The sequence below is a fragment of the Lutibacter sp. Hel_I_33_5 genome, from assembly GCF_007827455.1.
Lineage (GTDB): Bacteria > Bacteroidota > Bacteroidia > Flavobacteriales > Flavobacteriaceae > Polaribacter.
Window position 1 is genome coordinate 1 of record NZ_VISM01000001.1, and the last position, 23,386, is coordinate 23,386.

At 29.1% G+C, this 23,386-nt stretch carries 16 protein-coding genes and 3 pseudogenes; 1 reads left to right on the top strand and 18 read right to left on the bottom strand.

The window, feature by feature from the left end:
* The 10 genes and pseudogenes from OD91_RS13615 to OD91_RS00050 form a co-directional block, all read right to left on the bottom strand.
* Positions 1-772, bottom strand: a pseudogene (locus OD91_RS13615) (DNA mismatch repair protein MutS); the annotation flags it as partial.
* On the bottom strand, positions 745-897 hold the full coding sequence (locus OD91_RS13620; RefSeq protein WP_255513114.1) for a hypothetical protein: 153 nt from the start codon (positions 895-897) through the stop codon (positions 745-747). The gene OD91_RS13620 and the pseudogene OD91_RS13615, both read right to left, overlap by 28 nt.
* Before the next feature lie 346 nt (positions 898-1,243).
* The gene (locus tag OD91_RS13625) at positions 1,244-1,495 is read right to left on the bottom strand and encodes a hypothetical protein (protein WP_255513115.1); all 252 of its coding nucleotides are present in this window, start codon (positions 1,493-1,495) and stop codon (positions 1,244-1,246) included.
* A 78-nt stretch (positions 1,496-1,573) separates the two neighbouring features.
* On the bottom strand, positions 1,574-2,317 hold the full coding sequence (locus OD91_RS00010; RefSeq protein WP_144894369.1) for a LytTR family DNA-binding domain-containing protein: 744 nt from the start codon (positions 2,315-2,317) through the stop codon (positions 1,574-1,576).
* 4 nt (positions 2,318-2,321) lie between these two features.
* Positions 2,322-5,174 (bottom strand): histidine kinase, encoded by a 2,853-nt coding sequence (locus OD91_RS00015; protein ID WP_144894370.1) that lies wholly within the window; start codon positions 5,172-5,174, stop codon positions 2,322-2,324.
* A gap of 93 nt (positions 5,175-5,267) precedes the next feature.
* Positions 5,268-5,780 carry a T9SS type A sorting domain-containing protein gene (locus OD91_RS13700; RefSeq protein WP_144896879.1) on the bottom strand — a complete coding sequence of 171 codons (513 nt, stop codon included), beginning with the start codon at positions 5,778-5,780 and terminating at the stop codon, positions 5,268-5,270.
* A gap of 243 nt (positions 5,781-6,023) precedes the next feature.
* Positions 6,024-6,623 (bottom strand): annotated as a pseudogene (locus OD91_RS13705) (thrombospondin type 3 repeat-containing protein); the annotation flags it as partial.
* Between the two features lie 78 nt (positions 6,624-6,701).
* Positions 6,702-11,732, bottom strand: a pseudogene (locus tag OD91_RS13630) (thrombospondin type 3 repeat-containing protein); the annotation flags it as partial.
* A 315-nt stretch (positions 11,733-12,047) separates the two neighbouring features.
* Positions 12,048-13,490 carry a sensor histidine kinase gene (locus OD91_RS00045; RefSeq protein WP_144894371.1) on the bottom strand — a complete coding sequence of 481 codons (1,443 nt, stop codon included), beginning with the start codon at positions 13,488-13,490 and terminating at the stop codon, positions 12,048-12,050.
* A gap of 331 nt (positions 13,491-13,821) precedes the next feature.
* A complete protein-coding gene (locus OD91_RS00050; protein ID WP_144894372.1) occupies positions 13,822-16,752 on the bottom strand; it encodes a T9SS type A sorting domain-containing protein in 2,931 nt (976 codons plus the stop codon).
* Positions 16,753-16,976: 224 nt separating this feature from the next.
* On the opposite strand from OD91_RS00050, the gene OD91_RS00055 reads away from it, so the two are divergent.
* A complete protein-coding gene (locus OD91_RS00055; RefSeq protein ID WP_144894373.1) occupies positions 16,977-17,642 on the top strand; it encodes a uracil-DNA glycosylase in 666 nt (221 codons plus the stop codon).
* A gap of 197 nt (positions 17,643-17,839) precedes the next feature.
* Here the strand turns inward: OD91_RS00055 and OD91_RS13410 are convergent, their stop codons facing one another.
* From OD91_RS13410 to OD91_RS00090, 8 genes are all read right to left on the bottom strand, one after another.
* The gene (locus OD91_RS13410) at positions 17,840-17,986 is read right to left on the bottom strand and encodes a hypothetical protein (RefSeq protein WP_186434355.1); all 147 of its coding nucleotides are present in this window, start codon (positions 17,984-17,986) and stop codon (positions 17,840-17,842) included.
* A 16-nt stretch (positions 17,987-18,002) separates the two neighbouring features.
* On the bottom strand, positions 18,003-18,863 hold the full coding sequence (locus OD91_RS00060; RefSeq protein ID WP_144894374.1) for a substrate-binding domain-containing protein: 861 nt from the start codon (positions 18,861-18,863) through the stop codon (positions 18,003-18,005).
* 3 nt (positions 18,864-18,866) lie between these two features.
* Positions 18,867-19,733, bottom strand: coding sequence for a nucleoside phosphorylase (locus OD91_RS00065; RefSeq protein ID WP_144894375.1), 867 nt, complete (start codon positions 19,731-19,733; stop codon positions 18,867-18,869).
* Positions 19,734-20,678: a DUF1835 domain-containing protein gene (locus tag OD91_RS00070; protein ID WP_144894376.1), complete on the bottom strand. Its 945-nt coding sequence runs from the start codon at positions 20,676-20,678 to the stop codon at positions 19,734-19,736.
* Between the two features lie 104 nt (positions 20,679-20,782).
* On the bottom strand, positions 20,783-21,106 hold the full coding sequence (locus tag OD91_RS00075) for a translation initiation factor (RefSeq protein WP_144894377.1): 324 nt from the start codon (positions 21,104-21,106) through the stop codon (positions 20,783-20,785).
* Between the two features lie 75 nt (positions 21,107-21,181).
* Positions 21,182-22,129, bottom strand: coding sequence for an isopenicillin N synthase family oxygenase (locus OD91_RS00080; RefSeq protein ID WP_144894378.1), 948 nt, complete (start codon positions 22,127-22,129; stop codon positions 21,182-21,184).
* A 105-nt stretch (positions 22,130-22,234) separates the two neighbouring features.
* On the bottom strand, positions 22,235-22,936 hold the full coding sequence (locus OD91_RS00085) for a DUF6048 family protein (protein WP_144894379.1): 702 nt from the start codon (positions 22,934-22,936) through the stop codon (positions 22,235-22,237).
* Positions 22,917-23,372: a DUF6452 family protein gene (locus tag OD91_RS00090; RefSeq protein WP_144894380.1), complete on the bottom strand. Its 456-nt coding sequence runs from the start codon at positions 23,370-23,372 to the stop codon at positions 22,917-22,919. The genes OD91_RS00085 and OD91_RS00090 overlap by 20 nt, the downstream gene beginning before the upstream one ends.
* Between the last annotated feature and the right edge of the window lie 14 nt (positions 23,373-23,386).

A 23,386-nucleotide genomic window follows, 5' to 3' on the forward strand; every position in this document is an offset into this window, starting at 1 on the left:
AACGTAAAAGAACTCCAGCTTGTCCAATAAACAGCTTATAGAGCGGTTCTAAGGTGCGTTCGTTAAATTGCATGCTTGCATTGGTAACGTTTTCTAATTCGTTGGCTAAGACTTTTAAATTAGCATAATGAGTGGTGATAATTCCGAACGCATTTTTTGCATAAAACTCTTCTAAGAATATTTCTGCTAAAGCGCCACCTAATTCTGGATCAGAGCCAGTACCGAATTCGTCAATTAAGAAAAGTGTGTTGTCATTACATTTGCGTAAAAAATAGCGCATGTTTTTTAAACGATAACTATAAGTACTTAGCTGATTTTCAATAGATTGGTTATCGCCAATATCAGTAAGAATCGTATCGAAAATAGACGTTGTACTGCGTTCATCCACAGGAATTAACAACCCACTTTGCAACATTACTTGTAACAAGCCAATGGTTTTTAACGTGATACTTTTTCCACCAGCATTCGGGCCAGAAATTACAATAATTTGTTGCTGATGATGTAATTTTATTGATTGTGGTACGGTAGTTATTTCTTGCTCCTTATTTTTTTTCCATAAAATGGGATGTACCGCATTTTTAAAATCAATCTTTTTTTCTTTGGTTATTTTAGGTAACAACCCATTTATTTCTCTAGCATATTTTGCTTTCGCTCCAACGGAATCTAAATGCGTTAAGAATTTAATATATTCTTTTAAAAGTGGCGTGTAGGGTCTAATTTTTTCAGATAAATCACGTAATATTTTTACAACTTCTTGTTTTTCTTCGTACATAAGTTTTGTAATTCTCTTGCATAGGCTAACGTTGCTTGTGGAGCAATAAAAACAATGCCTCCAGATTTTGAAGCGCCTAATAAACTTCCTTTAACTTTTCTTCTGTGCATGGCTAAAACAGCCAAAACTCGCTGATTATCAACTACAGATTCTTTAATATCATCTAAATATCCAGAAGCAATACATCTGCTAAGCGCGTTAGAAAAACTCTGACCGATTTTACCGCGAATATGTTGGGTGTCTTTTCTTATTTGTTTTAAAACCGGTGAAGCGGTGTCATTTACTTCTCCATTCAGATTGATGATTTTTTTAATTTCCTCAATAATAAATGTGGTAAACTCGATGGTTTCTGTATTCTCAAAAAAGTAGGAAACTGAATTTTAAATTTTTTAAAAAATTTAATCAATTCATTCACTGTAGTTGAGGTAGCCGATATTTTTAGAAAAGCTTCGGTTTCTATAAATGAATTTTCTATGGCAAGCCGATCAATATTTTCAATGATATTATCAAAACATGATTCGGAATTCTATTTTCACTTTCAAAAGAGGATAGATATTCGTTTACCAAATTCAACTCTTTAAATAGAGCATTATTATTGGTGTAGGGTTTTGTTCTCTTAATTTTATTTTTTCCTAAATCAGTGATACAAAATTCTGCAACGTGTTGTAAAACCGTTGTAAACTCTAAATCTTGTAATGTTTTTTCTGATATGTTTTTAATCAAAATCCTATCTTTGAAATCGCAACAAAAGTAACAAAGAATGGAGTTATATATAGTGGAACTTTATAGTTTTTTTAGCACCTAAAGTTTTAAAACAGCTCTAAAAATGTTTTTTTTATTCGCTTTCGAGATTGGAACTCTATAAGAATTATCAAGTACAATATACCCTTCATTATCAAAATGCCTTACTTTTTCTAGATTTATAATATGTGATTTGTGACATTTAAAAAAAATAGAACTCAACACCTTTTCAAATTTACCTAGATTATAGGAACTGACTATTGTAGTATTATTAATTAAATGAAATTTTGTATATCCTTTATACCCTTCTAAATGTAGAACTTCTTCTTGAGGTATGAATGAAGTTCCATTAACCGTTTGTATAATAATCTTGTTGTTTTTAGATAAAGTATTGGTTAATAGGTTTACAAGTTTATGATTGTTTTGAGTATTTTCTTTTGTTGTAATAAATGTTACTGCTTTATTTATTGCCAGAACTAAATCTGCATCATCAATAGGTTTTAAAACATAATCTATTGCATTTTGTTTAAAAGCTTCAATAGCATATTCGCTATAAGCTGTAATAAAAATGACTTGAAAATTGATTTCATTTAATTGCGATAACAACTCAAACCCATTAATTCTAGGCATTTCAATATCTAAAAAAACAATATCTGGTTGTTGAGTATTTAAGTACTGTATTGCATTTTCTGGTTTTTGAAATGTTTGTAATATCTCTAAATCTGGAAATAATTTACCCAGTTTTTGTTCTAATCCTTTTAGATTAGAAATTTCATCGTCTATTAACACAGCAGTTAAATTCATAGTTTTATTTTTGAGTAATTAAAAAGGTTACTTTGTGACCTTTATCATTTATAGTTGGGTTTAGCTCTTCTTGTTTGTATGTTATTTCCCATAATCCAGAACTGTTTAAAAATTTAAGTCTATCTTCTAAAACATTAGATGATTTTATTTTTATACTAGTTTTCTTTTTAGTGTTTAAAAGTCCTACACCATCATCTATAATTTCTACTTTTACACTTTTTTCAGTTAGATGTATAAAATTAATGATCACAGTTCCATTTTCAATTTTATTAAAAAGACCATGATTTATAGCATTTTCTACAATGGGTTGAATAAGCATAGTAGGAAGCTTAATAGCATCTAAGTTAATCTTTTTATCAATATTAATACTGTATTCAAATTTATCTTTAAAACGAAGTTTTTCAATATCTAAATAGTTTTTAATCAGTTTTGCTTCTAGGTTGATACTAATCTCAGTTTCTTTAGATAATTCAAAAAACTGACGAATTAATTTCGAAAATTTAACCAAATACAATTCTGATGCTTCTATTTCATTATTATTGATATAATATTGAATGGCTGATAAAGAATTAAATACAAAATGTGGATTCATTTGAGAACGCAACGCTTTTAATTGTATTTCTGAAAGCTGTTTTTCTTGCAATAATTTATTATTTTTCTTTTCTTGATTTTTTATACTAATCCTCCAAAAAATGTATGCTATGATTCCACCACAAACTATAATTACAAGAAATTTAAACCAAATTAGTTGCCACCACAAAGGTTTTATAGTAAAGTTAAATTTTGATTCTTTTGTGCCCGATTTTACATGAAAAACATAAGAATCTGGTTTTAAACTATTAAAATTAAAATTATTGGAAGCTGTTGTATTCCATTGATTTTGAATATGTTCTAATTTGTAAGTGAAGCTAGAAGTATTGCTGTCAGAAAAATTTATAGCATTTGCTTTTAAACTTAACGTAGCATTGGTTTGGTATTTTATACTAGAATTCGATGTTATTAATTGGGAGTTATAGGTTGCTTTTTCAACAAAAAGATCTAACAATAAATTACTTTTTATTTGATTGATAGGCACTCTTGCTAACCCATAATTTGTACCAACAAAAAGTTCTTTATCATCAACAAAAATGGTATTAATATTATTGCTTGGCAAACCATCATTTATGGTGTAATTTCTTATAACTTGGTATTTTTTAGTTCTTTTTTTAAGATGTAATACGCCATTGTTTGTAGCCAACCAAATATCATTTTTATTAATATATGCTTCTTGTACGCTTAAATGTTCTGTTCCTATTAAAGGTTTTATGGTATTTAAATCTGTAATATAACTACCAAAACCATCTGTATTAACCAATAGTTCTGTTTTACTTAATGCTTTAATACTTAATATAGGTTTATTAAAGTTTTCATTTTTAAAAGATATGTCTTGTATTGTATTGTTTATTAATTCTTTAAAACGATTTGTTGTTGCTATTATAAGCCTAGAATTAAAAACCAAAAGATCTGTACAACCTTTTAAAGCTATCTCGTTTTTTATTTTGTAGGTTTTATGATTAAATATAGAAAATCCACCAGAAGTCATTCCATACATCTCTGAATTAAAAAATGCTACTTTTTTAATTCCACCATATATGTAGTTTAATTTTTTATTCTTTGATTGGTTATTTGTAAATCTATTTTTTTGATTATTATGGGTAGTAATAAATGTTCTATTTAAGAAAAATGTTTTATTTAAAGCAGCTACATTTTGCGCACCAAAACAATACTCGTTAGCTGCTATATAAGGATTAAAAGTTTTACTTTTTTTATTATATTTAAAATATCCTTTATTATAAACCCCCATTAACAAGTTGTTATTAATAACATTAAAGGTCTGTATCTTATCATCAATAAAATTATACGTTACTTGTTGTTTACTTGCTGGCAGTTTATAAATACCTTTATTAAAGGTAGATAACCAAATAGTGTTTTGCCTATCTATAAAACCAAAATGTGCATTTACATGCGATGGAAAAAAGTATGGTTTTATAATTTTAAAATTATTATCTAAAAAACCAACAAACCCTTTTCCAGTAATTTGTAGCTTTTTGTCTACCAAATTAATACGCGGATATTTTATAGCAGTTTTATCAATTTGGTCTTTAAAACTATAAGTTTTAAACTCTAATGAATTTAGGTTTAATATAGAATATTTTTTAGTTGAAGTATAAAAATAAATGCTATCATTAATTTGCCCTCTAGCACCATTACTATAACTATATAAATTTGATTTAAATTGTTTTAATAGTTTCTTTTGATTATTATATATATCAAAAGTATTTTTATCATAATTTGGTGTAAAATGCCCTACATTGTTATGAATTACTTGATGAAAAGCATGTAGTTTTGATACCGGTTTTGGCGCTTTAATTTTTTGCCACTCCTTATTTTTTAGTTTGTATGTGTTTCTTGGTCCAGCAGGAAAAACACTGTCTTTTATCTGTATAGAAAAAAGAGGGTTTATAATCTCATCTTTTATTTTATTAGAAAAAACATGTACACTGTCATTTTCTATATATCCTTGTTTTGTAGATTTTGAAAAATACCATATTTTACCATCTGGTGTCGTAAAAGCATCCCAAATATCGTTAGTTGGTAACCCATTTTTAGTTGTAAAAGTTTTAAAGGTTTTACCATTAAATTTAGCCATGCCTTTGTCTGTTAAAAACCACATAAAGCCTTTAGCATCTTGTAAAATGGTATAAACGTGATTACTTGGTAAACCGTCTTTTGTTGTATAATTGGTGTAGTTTTGGGCAAAAGAAAAACTACATATTAATATAGCAAACAGTGTTATATGCAGTTTTAGTGCTTTCAATGAAATAGCAGTTTTTATCAAATATACAATTAAAGGCTCTTAATGTAAAAAGAAACACACCTTTACTTTTGTAAAGGTGTGTTTTTTAAGAAGCTATTCAATCATAACTTTAGTAGTCTTTTTAAAGTTATTTCCATTTGTTTTTAAAATGTAAATACCTTTAGGGTAATTAATCAGATTAATTCTGTTGTCTCCACTTTTAATTTTAAACTTCATTAATTCTTTTCCGTTTAAATCATATAATATAGAGTTACCAGCTTCTCTAGAATAAATATTCATATAATTCTTTACTGGATTTGGATAAACAAAGAATGATGATTTTTTGTTTTCATCTATTGTAGAAAGTACCTTGTTATCTTTTACTTCTACTTCTCTTAAAATTAATTCTTCTTTATAATTACCAAACTTATCTAATACCGAAACTTTAAAATATAAAGTAGCTACATAACTACAACCTATGCAATCTTTTTGATAAGGTAGGTTATAGGCCAAACTTAATTTAGCTTCTTTTTTATAATCTACACCCTCTTTTGTCCACCAAGATATTTCATTAAAGACTGTATTGCCATTATCTTTATTGGTATAAATAGGATTCTTAAGTTCCATTTTTTCATTAGACAGTTTACTATTTAATGGGTCTAAAGAAATTTTTGGATTCAATTTACTATCTTCTTCATTTGTATATTTAATATCAGAATAAACTAAGTTTACTTTATAATCTGTTATAAATTCAGAATCTACAGTAAATGTAAACTCATCTACTATTCTTATAACTCCAATATCTTCAACTACTTCGTGAATTGAATCATCTGCGATAAATGGTCCAATACAACAAATAATATCTGGTGTATCACAAGCATCACCAATTCCATCATTATCTGAATCTAATTGATCAGGATTTTCAATTGTAGGGCAGTTGTCTACATTGTCAAAAATTCCATCACCATCAGTATCTGTAACACAAGGATCACAAGCATCACCAATTCCATCATCATTTGTGTCTTCTTGGTTAGGATTCGAAATTTTTGGACAATTATCACATGCATCAAATTCACCATCACCATCTGTATCTACTTCACCACAAGGAGTAGGGTCACAAGCATCACCAATACCATCTCCATCTGTATCTAGTTGATCTAGATTTGCATTGTCTGGACAATTATCTTTTTCGTCACAAATAAAATCTCCATCTCTATCTATACATGGATCACAAACGTCTCCAATCCCATCGCCATCAATATCAGATTGATCTTCATTTGCAATTAAAGGACAATTATCACATGCGTCTCCAATTGTGTCATTATCAGAGTTTAATTGATCTGGGTTAGCAGTATCTTTACAGTTATCACATGCATCACCAATACCATCATCATCAGAATCTGTTTGATCTGTATTAGATGTATTTATACAATTGTCTTCAACGTCACAAATACCATCACCATCTGTATCTTTACATCCACCTTCACAATTTAAGAAATTAACTAATTGAAATTCATTACCCACAATAGTAACAGTAACCTCTCCAGAATAAGGGTTAGAAAAAGAATAGCCATCTTGAGCTTCTTCTCTTACTGTATAATCTCCAGCTTCTAAGCCATAGAATATATACAAACCATTAACATCTGTTATAGCAGTATCAATTAGGGTATTCGAACTATCATAAAGGTTTACTGTCCAGTTTGATAAAACATTTTCATTAGCCTGTAATTCACCATCGCAATTTGCATCTAAATATTTTCTACCATAAATAGCGCCTAAGTTATTACAACAGTTATCACCTACCATTATATTATTTTGGCTAGTAATATCTCCTTGAACAGCAACCCCTTGTGATGTTGCTGCATCATCTCTATGTTCAATAACTAAATAATAAGTACCTTGGTTAAGGTTTATTGTTTGTATTAATGAAGTTGGTGTTTGGAAATTAGCAGTTGTTATAGAATTTGGTACGTGGCTTACAATAGTATTAACCACAACATCTCCTTCAGCTCGATAACCAATAGAGGCCCAATTATCAGATAAAAAACTTAAATCAAATTCTACATCACCATTTTCTAATAAACAAAATTTTCTTTCAAATTGATAAGATTCAGTAGTGTTTGTATTTCTGTTATCTACAGAAGCAGTATTAGTCATAAATTCTGATATATACCTAGCACCAATTAAATTAGCCCAAGCACTGTTTGGAGATATTACATTCCCAGGAGAATCAAAATTAATATTATTATTAGGATTTGGCCCGCTTTTTAAAATCCATTTACTGTCTACATTCCCTGCTACTATTGGAATAAGTGAATTTGTTACAGTACTAAACCCAGTAGAAATATTTATCTGAGTGACTGTATCTTGTCCTAACGGGCAAGTATCACAAACATCACCAGCACCATCTCCATCTATATCTTCTTGATTAGGATTTGAAATATCTTCACAATTATCACAAACGTCTCCTATATCATCTCCATCTGAATCTTCTTGGTTAGGGTTTTCAATATATATACAATTGTCGCAATCATTTCCAAAACCATCATTATCAGAATCTAATTGCTCTGGGTTTGGATTCTCTATACAATTATCACAAGCATCACCTACACCATCACCATCAGAATCTTTTTGGTCTTTGTTTGGTTCTCTAGGACAATTATCACAAGCATCACCTACACTATCTCCATCTACATCTATTTGTTTTGGGTTGTATGTTGTAGGGCAATTATCACAATCATCTCCAATTCCATCTCCATCTTTGTCTTCACCACAAGGATCAAAACAAACATCACCTATACCATCTCCATTAACATCTAATTGATCTGGGTTTGGTTTTTCTTTACAATTATCACAATCATCACCAATTCCATCTCCATCTGAATCTAATTGCTCTGGATTCGAAGTATAAGGACAATTATCACAAGCATCTGGAAATCCATCATTATCTCTGTCTGGACCATCACCTTTAATACAATCTGGGTCACATGCATCTCCTATACCATCATTATCCTCATCAGATTGATCTGGGTTAGGATTTTTTGGACAATTATCACAAGCATCTTTATAACCATCACCATCTGAATCTTCACCTTCTTGACAAATAGGATCACAAATATCACCAATACCATTTTGATTTACATCTATTTGATGTGGATTGTATCTTCTTGGACAATTATCACAAGCATCAGGAAAGCCATCTTTATCTCTGTCTGGCCCTTCACCTTTTATACAAGGATCACATGCGTCACCAATACCATTACCATCAGAATCTAATTGATCTGTGTTTGGTTTTTCTATACAATTATCACAGTCATCTGGTACACCATCACCATCTGTATCCTTAGGGTCTTTACTAATACAGGGAATTTTACATTCTGATGCACAGAAATTATCTAATGCAATAATTTCATCATTTACGTTGTCATAATCAGAATCAAATAAAATACCACTTACATTAGTGATTAATTGATTCCAAGCATTTTCAGCATTTGCACCTGTTAAAGGAGTAGAGCTATTAGCATTAAATAATTGCCAACTACCTAAATCATTATTTGGTACTGTATTGTTTGTAGCTTTGTAAATTGGTAAGCAATAGTTTTTCCAATTAGCATTTGGTAATGTTTGGTTTGTTGAATTACCAACAAATACAGCCCTAAGTCTAGTATTTAGTTGTGCTATACTATTTATTTGGTTACCAGTATAAATAGATAATTTAGGAGCTGTATCTGTAGTTGTCGTTTTTGGATCATATTTTATAAGAAAATCGAAACACATACAATTACCTGGATATTTTTGTAACCAATCTCCAAAGAAATCTTTATTATTAATAAGGCTAGATTCTTTATCACTATTTGTAAATCTAATAATGTTTTGTTGTTCTTCTTCTAAATCAAAAGCTACATCCAATAAATTATCATTTAGCCAATTTTCTTTATTATAATCTTTTTCAAAATCAATACAGCCATCAATTACTACAGGAGGTTGACAAGCATCACCAACTCCATCACCATCTGTATCTAATTGGTTAGGGTTGTTTTTTGTTTTACAATTGTCGCAAGCATCACCAATACCATCTCCATCTGTATCTAATTGATCAGCATTGTCTATACCTGGGCAGTTATCTTTTACAACAGCACAGACATTTGCTGGTGATAAATTAATAGGAGTACCTCTATCCAAATAATCTACACCAGTTAAACTAAAGGTATTACAAATCGTACTATTTATTTGCGCTTCATTTTTTACAATAGTAGGAATGTCTATATTTATTTCATCTCCGTACACAAATAAATAATTGGTTAGTGATGTAATTTTTAATGTATTATTAATTAATGTAGCACTAAAATCAATTGTATTATTATTAAATGCTCCACCATTTGTAGAAACAGAAATTGTTTCCGAACCTAAAGTGTAATTTACATTTGGCAAGCCATCTGTAATTACTAAATCTTTAAATTCTAAATTCCCTAAATTTTTTATATTTAAGCGATATAGAATTTCTTGACCTGGAAAAACATTTGGTATCGAATTAGAGTTTGTCCATGTTGTACCATTGTCTAAGCTTTGCAATTTTTCAGTTCTAATTCCTGCTAATTCTTTTACATTAACATACACAGGACTAGATGTTTTAGAAGTTTCGTCACCATCTAATGTAAATTTATTTGCATATCTACCTGGGGGAGCATTGTTGTTAACTCTAACATCAAACTCTATAAAGTTATCAATACGATATTCTCCACCACAATTATGACCAATATTAGGGATTGTCCATTTTAAATCCGTACCACTAGGATCATAATTACTGTGATTTGAAGTTACATTAAAATTATTAACATTTCCTGAAATCGTTGGGTTGCAACCTGGGTTTTGACCTAAAGGAGAGGAATAAGAACTTTCGGAGCCCAAATAAGTAAAATTTGAATCTAATAAATCAGATATTACTACATTGTTTAAATCGTCTGAACCTGTACTTAAGATTCTTAATCTGTAACGAATTATATCTCCTGGACTAAAAAATTGATTACTATTACCACAAATAGATTTCTGAACAAAAATTTTCACTTTTGGTTCACTAACGATAAATGACTCAGTAGCATTTTTAGTTAATAAAGTTGTGTTGTTCGCAAAATTAAATGATGCATTTGCAGTGTTTGTAATGGTGGTACTAGGCAATACATTACTATTAATATTAAAATATACTTTAGCTAGAAAGGTCCAGTTTATACCAAGGCTAGAGTCTAAATCTACTCTTATAGAATCATCAATACCTGTTGAAATTGTACTTATATTAGAGGTAGTTGTAATAGGAAGATTATTAGTACCACCATCTAACGAATATGTACCAGAAATTGCTTGTCTACTACTATTTCCATTATAGTTATAAAATTCAATTTTATATACACTTATATCGTTTGGGAAATCGTCATTAAAAATGAAATTATCAATAGCATTATTTGCTGCTATTGGGTTTTTAAATTCTATTTGATAATAACCACTACAACCTGGAGCTCCAGAACTAAATTGCACTATTTTAGTGAATTCTGTTTCTATATTTCCACAGTCATTTGTAACGCAATAATCGCTTATATATATACAAGATCCTTTAGGGTCAGTACTTTCGGTAAAAGTTGAATTCCCATTTAAAGATGCGTAATTAGCGGTAATTCCAGCAATATTGTTCAAACATGTAGTTGTATTTATAGCTAAATTTGTTGGGTAGGTTACATCTACTTCTAATTCAAATTTACTATTGGCATGTGTAGCTTTTAAAGTCTTTAAAGCATTTATTGAAATTGTATTTCCACTTACAGTTAAATCGCTTAGATTAATTCCATTTCCACTTGCGCTTACAGGATTGAATGAAGCGTTGGCAGGCTGTGGTGTTTCTAAAAGTTGTATATTAGTAAGGTTTAAAACCCCTATATCTTCACTAGGATTTTTTTCTTGTACTGTTATTCTATATCTAGCAGTTTCACCTGGAGAAACAACATAATTTCCTTGATTATCTTTTTTAGTTGGTTCTATAATTTCTTTTGTAATCTCCCAATTTAAAATTGCTAGAGCTTCTACATTTATTTGGTTTGTAGATGTATATTGGTTGTTAATAGACATTGTTGCAGAATTACTAGCGATAGTGCCATTTGGTGTTACGCCTCCTTTAAAACGAACAGGAATTATTATTTCTGCATATGTACTACTTCCATCTAAAGGACTAGTGAAAGAAATGGTTATTAAGTTATTTACATGAGTTTTGTTTATTGATGTAAATTCACCACTAGGTGAAATTTGAATATCATATAAAGGATCGCCTACAAACTCTATATCTGGAGGTAATTGGTCCGTAAGTATTATTTTGCTTCCATCTCCATAAACAGTTAAATGTAATTTATAGTTAAACAAGGCACCAGTTTTTATAGAGTTTACAGATGCAGATTTATACATATTATGGTTTCCAATAGTAACTGTATTAGAAATGTTAGTTTGACCTAATGTGGCAAGGGTCATTAAAAATAAAAAAGTAATGCACCCTCTTTTAAGAGTTTTTAAAAACACTTGTAAATAGTTTTCTTTTTTCATAATATTTTTTTAAAAGGTTATTGAAAAATGAGTTTACTCAAGATTAATTTCTCTTTATCTTGGTAAATATCTTTAAAAATAAAAATGATTGTATAAACTGCGCATTGTCATTTAAGTAATGAAGGGTTTCATTTAATGAAGCTCTTGTTTCGTAGAATATTATAATTACAGAATAATAATAATAATAATAATATACTTTGCGTCTAAAATTGCAGTTAGCTGGAAAAATATTCTAAAAAAAGAAATTGAAAAACTGTTTATAAGATTTAAAAGGATTAATGTAGGAAGTACTTAAATTATGAATGCATAAAAAAATTACAGATTATCGTATAATTTCTTAATAATAAATGTAGTTATGTTGCCTTTATCTTTTAAATCAGGGGTAAGTTCATGTTGAGAATATTTTATATTCCAGATTCCAGATTTATTAAAAAACCGTAACCTATCTGACAAGACATTTGAAGATTTCATTCTTTTGTTGTTGTTTTTTACCTCTGTATTAATAAAGCCTACACCATTATCTATAATTTCTACTTTTAGACTATCTAATGAGTCATGTTTGAAATTTATTGTAACCTCACCATTATCCAACTTGTTAAAAATTCCATGTACGATAGCATTTTCTACTATTGGTTGAATTAACATTGTTGGCAATTTAATTTCAGAAGTTTCTATTTGGCTGTCAACATTTATTTCATAAGTAAATTTATCTTCAAAGCGTAATTTTTCTATATCTAAATAATTTGAAATTAACTTAATTTCTTGTTCTATATTGATTTCAGATTCTTTAGAAAGTTCAAAAAATTGACGTATTAATTTTGAAAACTTTATCAAATAGTTTTCAGAAGCTTTTACGTTGTTAGAGCTTATATAATATTGTATTGCAGTTAAAGAGTTAAATACAAAATGAGGGTTCATTTGTGACCTTAACGCATAAAGTTGATTTTCAGCTAATTCCTTATCATAAGTAGCTTTTAATTTTTCTTTTTCTGCTTTTTCATTTTCTAACAACAACTCATTTTCTTTTTGCTTGTATATGTTTTTCTGTAGTTCTACATTCTCAAGAATAACAAGTTTTTGTTTTTTTCCTAAACCAAGAGAGAAAAAAATATTTTCTAATATTACTCCAAAATAAAAAATACTTAATCTAATCTCATTTTCTTCTGGAGTTAATTCAAATAAATAAATTATGGTTGCAATAATTGAACATATGAATAACGAAAGACTTCCTGCAATTGCATAATATTTTAAAGAATTATCAACTTTAAATAAAGGGATATAGATGGATAAAGAAAATAATGTAATTAAAATTGTAAAAATTATATTACCATTTGTAATAAAATTTAAATTACCAGTTATTACATACAAAAGCTCAAAAATAAAGCATAAAATAAATAAGAATATTACATTAAATTTAATAAAACGATACCATTTTAATGAATACGGTTTTATATCAATAAATGTAAAAAGAAAGATAAAATAAAAGATATTATACGTCCAGACTAAGTTTGTACTTAAGTAATTTAAAGTTCCAATTATTGGTTTTATAAGTATTGGAATAAAACCATTTTCTACAACATCTAAATAACTTATAAAAATTAAAAAAGAATAGATACTATAAAATAGATATACTTTTTTTTTAATTTGAAAAAATAAGAGAAAATGATAAAGAGATATAATAAATAGTATCCCTAAAACAAATATGATTATACCATTTTCATTTGGGTTATTTAAAATAGAAGATGATAGTAAAAACATTAATTATTTAATAGTTAAGGTTTAAAAATTTATCAGTTGATACTTTTAACTTTATTTAGATAATTTCTCTTTTTTTCGTTTTTACAATTTAAAAATATTTCTTTGACGTCTTAAATGCTATTTTTTATAAAAAGTAAAAGACAATATCATAAATAAAGTTTTATGATATTGTGTTTTTACTAAACTAAACTAAACTAAACTAAACTTTTTCTTCTTCAAATATACTGCTATGTATTTTAATTGAAAATGTTTCTCAATCTATCTTTTAATTAATTTATTTTATAACGCTTAAAGCTATCTTAATTTGATTTTAATATCTTTAAGTATATATTTAATGTTTCACTATTTTTCTAGAAACAGTACCTTTATCAGTAACTATTTTCACAAGATAAATACCGTTAGAAATTTTAGATAGATCTATTTTTTTAGTAGTACTTTCCATAATTAATTTACCAAAAATGGTAAATATTTTCATTTTTTTAATTTTAAATTGGTTACTTAATTTAAGAGTAAGAATATCTGTAACTGGGTTGGGGTACAATCTTAAATTTTTACTTGTGAATATATCATTACTAGATAAAACAGTTGTAGCTGTTGTAAATGTTTTTACAGAACCATAACTTGTTCCTTCAGCGTTTATCGCATAAGATTTATAAGAATATGGTGTGTTAAGTGTTAAATTAGTAACTGTATTTGTAAAACTACCAATACCAGTACCATTAGATATTTTAATAACATTACTACTTCCTATAAGAGGATCTGCTGTATCTGAAGTTAAAGAATATACAATACCACGTTCCGTAACAGCAGCACCACCATTTGTAGAAATGTTACCCGCTAAATCAACACTAGTTCCATTAATTCTTAAGGCATCAGTAGTTGTAAGTGTTGCTATTTTAGAGCGTTGTGTTCTAGCAGTATTAGTTATAACAGGTGCGTTATAATCAAAAAATATGTTTGCAGTACTTTCTACAACATCAGATAAACTAAAAGTACTTTTTGGCTTAATCTTGAAGAATACCCAACCATGACTTTCGGGTTCATTTGATAAACTATCTGCTAAATGAATGTTCTCAAAAATGAATTCTAATTTATTACCATCAGTTAATGAAGGTCTATAATTATGACTTGCAGAAATAGGCGTAAAAGTGTCCCAATCTAAATCAGCGTCTAGCTCATTTTTAACAACAATATTAATTGCAGAAGCACTACCAGTATTCTGGAATCTTATTCTATAATTTAGGAAATTTGGTAGTTCTACGGTATCTATATAATCTCCTTCAAAACAAATAATATCATTTGGGTCATAAGAGTTTACTACAGGCTCTGTTGCGCTACTTGTATTATTATTTAAATCTACGTCTGTATCAGTACAAGTTATTGTACTTGTGTATGTAATTTCATCTCCACCATTTACAGGGTTAATAGGGTCTACAGGCGTGTTAATATTAAAATGAACTTCTATAAAACCTTTTTCAAAAGGTAGTAAGTTTGTATAACTCCAAGTTAATAATGTACTTGTTTGAGAACCTAGAGTAGTACTCGGAATCGAGGAGTTTTCACTTAAAAAATTAAGTTGTGTGTCTAAAAAAGCTAAATCAATATTGCCAGATAAAGTACTAGAACCAATGTTTTCATAGTAAACTCTTACAGAGGTGTCAAAGCCAGGTCTTGCTTCAAAAGTTGGTATTACAGTTACTTTTACATCGTTTACTACCTGATTTGCTGTGATACAAAAGTCAATAACTTCTGTTGAACCAGAACCAGAAAATGTTTTAGATTGTGTTGTTGGGGTTACACTAAAAAAACTTGGTAAATTTGTGAAAATTTCGATATTGTTTGTAGCTTCTTGTGTATACATTAAATATTCACCATTATTGTTAGTGAAAGTTACATTAGAGGTATTTGCAGCAGTATTAGTTAATTTAGTATTTATTGATTTTGTATCAGAAGGATCACATCCATCATTATTAAAATCAAAAGAAACAGTTCCTTTAATTGTATTTGAGTTTGTTGGTATAAAAGAACATAAATCAGAATAAAATGATTGACTGTCCTTATTTGTGAAATTAGTATTTGCATATGTTATATTATCTACACAAATTAAATTTAAATTTGGGTTATTTGATGCGTTAAACTTACTTGTTACAATAGAAGTGTTATTTCCATTTTTTATATTTAAACTTGTTAATTGATTAGAATTACAATACAGAGTATTTAAATTTGTTTGTCTAGATAAGTCTAAACTTGAAATTTGATTGCCACCACATGCTACTGTATTTAATAAAGTGTTTGTTGTTAAATCTAAACTAGAAAGTTGAGTTGCAGAACAGTTTAAAACTGTTAAAGCAGTATTTTGTGTTAAATTTAAACTCAGTAAAGGGTTATTTCTACAATCTAAATGAGTTAATCCCACATTGTTAATTATATCTAAACTAGGTATTTGGTTTATATAACATTTTAAAGTAGTTAAGGTATTTGTATTTGGTAGTAAAAGTGAATTTATTAAGTTATTATTACAAACTAAACTTACTAAAGAAGTATAAGGAGAAGTGTCTAAAGATGTTATTTTGTTAAAACTTGTATTTATAGTGGTTAATGAGTTTGTGTTTGGTAAAATAAGTGTATTCATATTATTACTATTACAAACTAAACTTACTAAAGAGGTTTGCATTAATGCATCTAACATTGTAACTCTATTTGAACCTAAATTTAAAGTTGTTAGAGATGTTTGCTGTTGTAAATCTAAAGATGTAAGATTATTATTATTAGTTATAAGTGTTTCTAAACTGCCAGAACTAGGTAAAACTAAAGTACCAATTCCGGGAAAACTTTGTATTGTAACACCATAATTTTGATTTGAGGAACAGTCTAGATAAGTTAAATTAGTTAATGCAGACACATTTAAACTAGTAAGCTCATTATTTTTACATGTTAATGAAGTTAAATTTGTAAAAGCTTCAATACCTGTAAAATCTGAAATACCATAAGAAGTTATTCCACCACCACCTACACACGCAGGGTCATTTGGATCAGGACATCCTCCCATGTCTTCTTGGCTTTGACGATTAGAAATATTTAAAGTTGTAACAGCTGCTGCTTCTGTTAACGAAATTTCATTATTATTGTCGGTATCAATACTTGGATTATAATTGAGTAAAGCTTGTTTAAATTCCCAGTCTGGAATATTTACATTTTGACTTTGCGTTAAATTAGAAATTAGTAAACAGAATGATGCGAGAAAAAATAGTTTTGTATTCATAATATTTTTTTTAATTTTTTGTTTTAATAGTTTTTAAATTTAAACTACCTTAAAGTGTATAGAGTACACCATTTAATAAAATAAGTAGTTCATTTGATTAACTATGAGTTTCATAGAATGAACTATTTTTTTTAGTAACTGAATCACTATCTGTAATTATTTTCACAAGATAAATACCGTTCTCAATTAGCTAAATTATTTATTTAAAAAACTACCTTTGAAAAATGAAATTAAACATTGCCAACGTCTGGAATACTTCTTTACAATCAGAATTTAATAAATCTTATTTTAAAGAGTTAATAGATTTTGTTTCTCAAGAATATAATAGTCATCAATGTTTTCCGATAAAAGATGACATTTTTGCAGCTTTTAATTATTGTTCTTTTGATGATGTAAAAGTGGTGGTTATTGGCCAAGATCCCTATCACGGAGAAAATCAAGCAAACGGTTTGTGTTTTTCTGTAAAAGATGGAATAAAGCATCCTCCATCATTAATTAATATTTTTAAAGAGCAAACTACCGATTTAGGTAAAGAATATCCAGAAAGTGGTGATTTGTCTTCTTGGGCTAAACAAGGTGTTTTATTGTTAAATGCTACGTTAACAGTAAGAGCACATGAAGCTGGAAGTCATCAAAAACAAGGTTGGGAAACGTTTACGGATGCTGTTATTAAAGAAATTTCTAATCAAAAAGAAAACGTTGTTTTCTTACTTTGGGGCGGTTTTGCAAAGAAAAAAGTAAAATTGATTGATAAAAAGAAACATCATATTTTAGAATCTGGACATCCATCGCCATTAAGTGCCAATAGAGGATATTGGTTTGGAAATCAGCATTTTTCTAAAACAAATGAATATTTAAATTCTCTTGGACTGTCGTCAATTGATTGGTGATTTCTATTGTTTTGTCATTGCGAGGAACGAAGCAATCTCTACTTTTAAATTATCAGATTACTTCGTTATTCTTCCTCGTAATGATAATGTGATGTTGAAACAAGTTCAGCATAAAAAAATCCGCTTAAAAAAAAGCGGACTCATTGAATTTGAATAGTAAGAATATCTTTAGAATATTTAATCCGTATAAAATTAATTTATACTTTTTGTATACCATTTATAGGCTGTATTGTAGATTGTATCGTTGTGTTTTCTGCTAAACCACATGGTTTGCTGGTACTTCTACAAGAAGAAAAACAAAGGATACCTGTGATACAAATGGCTAAAAGAGCTATTTTTTTCATGTTAATAGTTTAAAAATTAAATGTACATATTTTTTATGAATTCACCAGAATTTTTCTTCTCCTCAATAACGTTAAAGGAGATCATTTTATTTTGAATTCTTGTTACTAAATTTTTTGTGATGGGTTTTCCCTCGTTCCACTCCGTTATTTTAAGCCATTTTTGAATGTCTTCTAACTGCTGACTATATCTTTCAGCTAAGATGGAATCAATATTTTTTATGTCTTTAAAATCTTCTGTTTGATGATTTATAATGTCTAAGACTTTCTTAACCTCTGTAAAATTATTTTCTAAAACTTCATTTCTTACTGCAACAACAAAACAAGGCCAGGGAGTAGGGCAGTCGTCAATTCTTCTAAAAGTACCATTATCTACCAAAGGTTTGGTGGTAAAATGCTCCCACATAAAATAATCTGCTTCTCCGTTTGTAAGCGCATCAATTCCGCCTTGTAAATTACCAATCACTTTAAATTTAAGTTTGTCTAAATCCCAACCATTATTATGGGCATTTACTATTGCCATTAAATGTGAGCCAGAACCGAATCTGCTTATAGCTATGGTAGCATGTTCTAAATCTTCTATTTTTTTAAAGGATGATGTAGCGCCAACATGAATTCCCCAAATAAGTGGGCTCTTTACAAATGTTTGTACGATCTTAGATGGATTTCCTGCGGCAATATCCTTAATAATTCCTTCTGTTAAAACAATGGCAATATCAACCTCTCCAGAACGCAGTGCTTTGCACATTTGTCCAGTGCCACCATGATAATCTTTCCAACGCAGATTGATATTTTGTTTTGTGTATTCTTTATTTTTTAGTGTTAAGTACCAAGGGTAGTTAAAATGTTCTGGTACGCCACCAACTTTTAAGTCTGTCATGTATTAAACTAATTTGTCTAATGTATATTTTATTAATTTATCTATTGTTTCTTCCGGATTCTTGCTAAATATTCCGTTTACTCTGTTTGCCATAATTGCGTTTAAAGAACAGGCTTTATGACCTAATAATTTAGCTAAACCATAAATAGCAGAAGTTTCCATTTCTAAATTGGTTACTCTAAGTCCCTTATAGTTGAAATTATCAATCTTTTTATTTAATTCATCATCTTGTAGCGCTAAACGTAAAACACGTCCCTGTGGGCCGTAAAATCCGCCAGCTGTAGCGGTAATACCTGTATACATTGTTGATGAAAGCAATTTTTCTTCTAAATTTTTATCATTTGCAATAATTAACGGATACGTTTTTTTAGTATTCCAATCGGTTTGTGCAACAAAAGCATGTTCTATTTCTGGGTGAGAAATCTCATCAACTAAATAGGAGCGGAGCATTCCGTTAATATCCAAACCATAAGAACTCAATAAAAAACTATCAACAGGAATATCTTTTTGTAACGAACCAGAAGTTCCAATTCTAACAATTGATAACGTAGTGTGTTTTGGTTTAATTTCTCTTGTTTTTAAATCGATATTAACCAAAGCGTCTAATTCGTTAAGTACAATATCAATATTATCAGCACCAATTCCGGTAGAAATAACGGTAAGTCTTTTGTTTTTATAGGTTCCAGTAACTGTTTTAAACTCACGCTTTTGAGTGGTAAATTCAATAGAATCAAAATATTGGGTTACTTTATCAACTCTATCTTGATCTCCTACAAAAATAATATTTGTAGCAATATGTTCTGGTCTTAAATTAAGATGATAGATACTTCCATCTGGATTTAAGATAAGCTCAGATTCTTTAATTTTCATTTAAGAAGTTATTTGCAATAATTTTCCCGTAGCATTATGATGCAAAAAACTATATTTTCTTGCACCGCCTAAATAAGAAGTGTCAGAACGTAAATCTGCATAATAATTCTTCTGATTTTCTAATACTTGTTGTCCAATTTTAGACAGTTTTACTGGATTAAAAGAAGTGAATAGCTTTTTAAGCGAATCAATTTTTCGTTCATATTGAATGTCTCCAAATCCAAAAACCTCCTGCTCATTTAATAATGTATTAATTAATTGATTTTTAGAGGTTAATGTATTTTTATTTGAAGTGTTAATTATAGTATTTTCAATAGAGTTTAAACCATTTTCTATCGATGGAAAACGTTGTAAATGTGCTTGTAATGCATCTTTTAAATAGATAAATGGAGACATCGGGTTAAACGCATAAATGGCTTCTAATCGCAACGGACTATCAGAGCAATATAATTGCCAAATATAGTCTGCATATTCAATATCATCTAGTGATAATGTTACTCTATTTTTATAGTGTTCTTGTAATTGATTTTCAGAAAGCTCTCCTAATCCATGTAACTTATTTGAGCCTTCAATTTTACCACTGCACACTAAAGAGATTTTTCTTCCTTTTCGATAACGTTTTAACCAGCTAATTACTGCAAGCATATTAATTTGACAAAACAAATCATGCTCAAACCACAAGATAATTTCGTCTTGTTGTTTTTGATTACAAAGATTTCTATATTCCTTTAAAGTATAGTCAATAAAAGTCTTTTTGGTAGTTTTATAAGAAGTCTTAAGAAAATCGAATCTGTTTTTCCAAAAATGCTCGCTACCAACGTCTGTAGTGGTTTTACCCTCACAAAGCATTTCTCTCCAGGTAATAATTTCACCTTTAAATTTCAGTTTTTGAAGATAGTTTGTAGTACTATCTCCATTGGTAATGTGTAAAAAAGATGCTTTCATAATTTGAAAACGTTTACTTGGTTAGTTTATTTTTAATATAATTTATTTAACATAGTTGGTGTAAAAAAAGAAAAGTAACTCATTTAAAATGAATTACTTAATTTTTAACCTCCAACACGTTTCACTGCAAAACCTTTGTCTTTTAGCATTTGCATAATCGTATCTCTATAATCTCCTTGTATGATAATCTTTTCATCTTTAAAAGAACCACCCACACTTAACTTCGTTTTTATTTCTTTTGCTAGTTTTTTAAAATCGGATGTTGCGCCAGTATAGCCTTCTATTATTGTAATTGGTTTCCCTTTTCTTTTTTCGTATTTAAAAATCAAAGGGGCGTCTTGTAGCCAAATGTCTGGCTTTTTTTCAACCACTTTTTCTGTGACTTTATGTTCTGGAAATAAATTTTTTAATTGATCTTGTAAATCCATTTTTTCAGTATTGAGTTTTCAGTCTTGAGTTTTCAGTCAGCAACTAAGTGCTAACTGTAACTTTAAAACTGCATACTATTTCTTAAGTCCTAATTCTCTTAAACGTTCATCTAAAAATTCTCCAGCAGAAATATCATCAAATTGTTTTGGATGCTCTTCATCAATACAATTTTCTAAAACATCTAATTTCATATCAGAAATAGGGTGCATAAAAAATGGAATTGAATATCGTGAGGTTCCCCAAAGTTCTTTTGGCGGATTAGTAACACGGTGAATAGTCGATTTTAGCTTGTTATTACTATGACGTGATAACATATCGCCAACATTAATCATTAATTCATCTGGCTCTGCAACAGCATCAATCCAATCACCTGCAAGGTTTTGTACTTGTAAACCTTTTCCTTGCGCTCCCATTAACAATGTAATTAAGTTAATATCTCCATGAGCCGCAGCGCGTTCTGCACCTTTAGGTTCTGTTTTTATTGGCGGATAATGGATTGGGCGTAAAATACTATTTCCACTTTTTATATACTTATCAAAATAAGTTTCCTCTAAATCTAAGTGTAAGGCTAAAGAACGTAAGACATATTTAGCCGTTTTCTCTAACATTTGGTACGTTTGCTTACCAACTTTATTAAAGTTTGGTAATTCATTAACGGTAACGTTATCTGGGTATTCTTTTGCGTATTTTGAATCTGCATCTACATATTGACCAAAGTGCCAAAATTCTTTTAAATCGCCTTCTTTTTTACCTTTAGCAGATTCTTTTCCAAAAGAAACATAGCCTCTTTGTCCGCCAATTCCAGGAATTTCATAACTTTCTTTTACATTCTCAGGTAAATCGAAAAAGTTCTTGATTTCTGTATATAAATCGTTGACTAAGGTATCATCTAAAAAGTGACCTTTTAAGGCTACAAAACCAATGTTTTCGTATGCATGACCGATTTCTGCAATGAATTTTTCTTTTCTACTTTCATCGTCCGATAAAAAGTCGGATAAATCTACACTTGGTATGCTATTCATTCTATAGGAGTTTACAAATAGGATGCTAAATTTACTAAAATCTAGGCGTTAGTCTCAATTTTTTTGCAAAAAAGATTAAAAATTTGCTGTTTTTGGAACTTGTGGTTATTTCTTTTGAAACGGAATTGTATACGATAATGTATAGTTAAACCCAAAACCAGTATCACTTTGAAAGATTCTGTTAAACCCTGGAGCGTATAAAGATTTAAAGTTTTGCTGATCTTTAACACTCACTAAAACTTTATAAGACAATGAAAATCCAAGAAATAAATTTTTAAAAGTTTCTGCTTTTACACCGATAATAAATTCAGTCCAATGTGCATTTAAACCTGTTTCTGTAATTGGAGTTGTCACTAAATCAGCTGGAAAATAGGGAAGTGTATTTGCTTCACCCGTAACTACATTTGGCGTATAGCTATTTATAGTTTGATCAAAAAGGCTTAAACCATATCTAAATCCAACATAAATTTCATTATTCATGTCAAGCCAGTTATTATAAGCATTATAGTTCATTCCCAATCGCATATAACTTCCTTTTGCAGTGGAATTTGAAAAGTCTTCGCTGCTTGTTTCTTCTTCATATCCTAGTTCTGCGGCAATAAACCAACGTTTTGTAATCCTATAATCGCCAACTAACTCTAAACCGTTACTATTACCTTGTATAGCGCCTTTTAGAGGTTTGCTTAAATCAACACCAACTCTTAATCCATACGAAGTTTTGTAAACAATAGTATCATTTTTTTCTTCCTGACTAAAACTATTTGCAAACACAAACAGTAGCAAAACACTAATGAAATACTTGTACATGTGCAGTTGTTTGATTGTTAATAGTTTCTAATGATGTAGTCGATAAATCTGTAATCCAAGTATTATTTTCTGTTAAGGTGACGTTGTTGAATATAACTCTAAATCCGCAAGAGCGAGAAACAAAATCAGTTTCTGGTGTATAATCTATGGTAATAGTTCCAGTATCTGTTCCTTTAGATAGGTGATAAACTGTTTGATTTGATTGACTATTTAATGGCAGGGAAATTGAATCTTTGGTGTCATTTATAAACAGACTATCTTTTCCTTCTGCCCAAACGTATAAACCAGCAACATCTTTTAAAGAAGTTGGAGTAGTAGCATCATAAAAGCGCAATACAAGTTTTGGTGTTATAGGATTTGAAGTACAGATATCATCTTTCTCGCAAGAAATAGCAAAAATTAACGTTAAGACGACAAGTAAAATTAGTTTTCTCATTAAGTAAACGTTGA

What these genes read in the sequence shown, in the direction of transcription:
- OD91_RS00010 (WP_144894369.1), bottom strand. Translation starts at nt 2,317, where the DNA reads ATGAATTTAACTGCTGTGTTAATAGACGATGAAATTTCTAATCTAAAA.
- OD91_RS13700 (WP_144896879.1), bottom strand. Translation starts at nt 5,780, where the DNA reads ATGGAACTTAAGAATCCTATTTATACCAATAAAGATAATGGCAATACA.
- OD91_RS00045 (WP_144894371.1), bottom strand. Translation starts at nt 13,490, where the DNA reads ATGTTTTTACTATCATCTTCTATTTTAAATAACCCAAATGAAAATGGT.
- OD91_RS00050 (WP_144894372.1), bottom strand. Translation starts at nt 16,752, where the DNA reads ATGAATACAAAACTATTTTTTCTCGCATCATTCTGTTTACTAATTTCT.
- OD91_RS00055 (WP_144894373.1), top strand. Translation starts at nt 16,977, where the DNA reads ATGAAATTAAACATTGCCAACGTCTGGAATACTTCTTTACAATCAGAA.
- OD91_RS13410 (WP_186434355.1), bottom strand. Translation starts at nt 17,986, where the DNA reads ATGAAAAAAATAGCTCTTTTAGCCATTTGTATCACAGGTATCCTTTGT.
- OD91_RS00060 (WP_144894374.1), bottom strand. Translation starts at nt 18,863, where the DNA reads ATGACAGACTTAAAAGTTGGTGGCGTACCAGAACATTTTAACTACCCT.
- OD91_RS00065 (WP_144894375.1), bottom strand. Translation starts at nt 19,733, where the DNA reads ATGAAAATTAAAGAATCTGAGCTTATCTTAAATCCAGATGGAAGTATC.
- OD91_RS00070 (WP_144894376.1), bottom strand. Translation starts at nt 20,678, where the DNA reads ATGAAAGCATCTTTTTTACACATTACCAATGGAGATAGTACTACAAAC.
- OD91_RS00075 (WP_144894377.1), bottom strand. Translation starts at nt 21,106, where the DNA reads ATGGATTTACAAGATCAATTAAAAAATTTATTTCCAGAACATAAAGTC.
- OD91_RS00080 (WP_144894378.1), bottom strand. Translation starts at nt 22,129, where the DNA reads ATGAATAGCATACCAAGTGTAGATTTATCCGACTTTTTATCGGACGAT.
- OD91_RS00085 (WP_144894379.1), bottom strand. Translation starts at nt 22,936, where the DNA reads ATGTACAAGTATTTCATTAGTGTTTTGCTACTGTTTGTGTTTGCAAAT.
- OD91_RS00090 (WP_144894380.1), bottom strand. Translation starts at nt 23,372, where the DNA reads ATGAGAAAACTAATTTTACTTGTCGTCTTAACGTTAATTTTTGCTATT.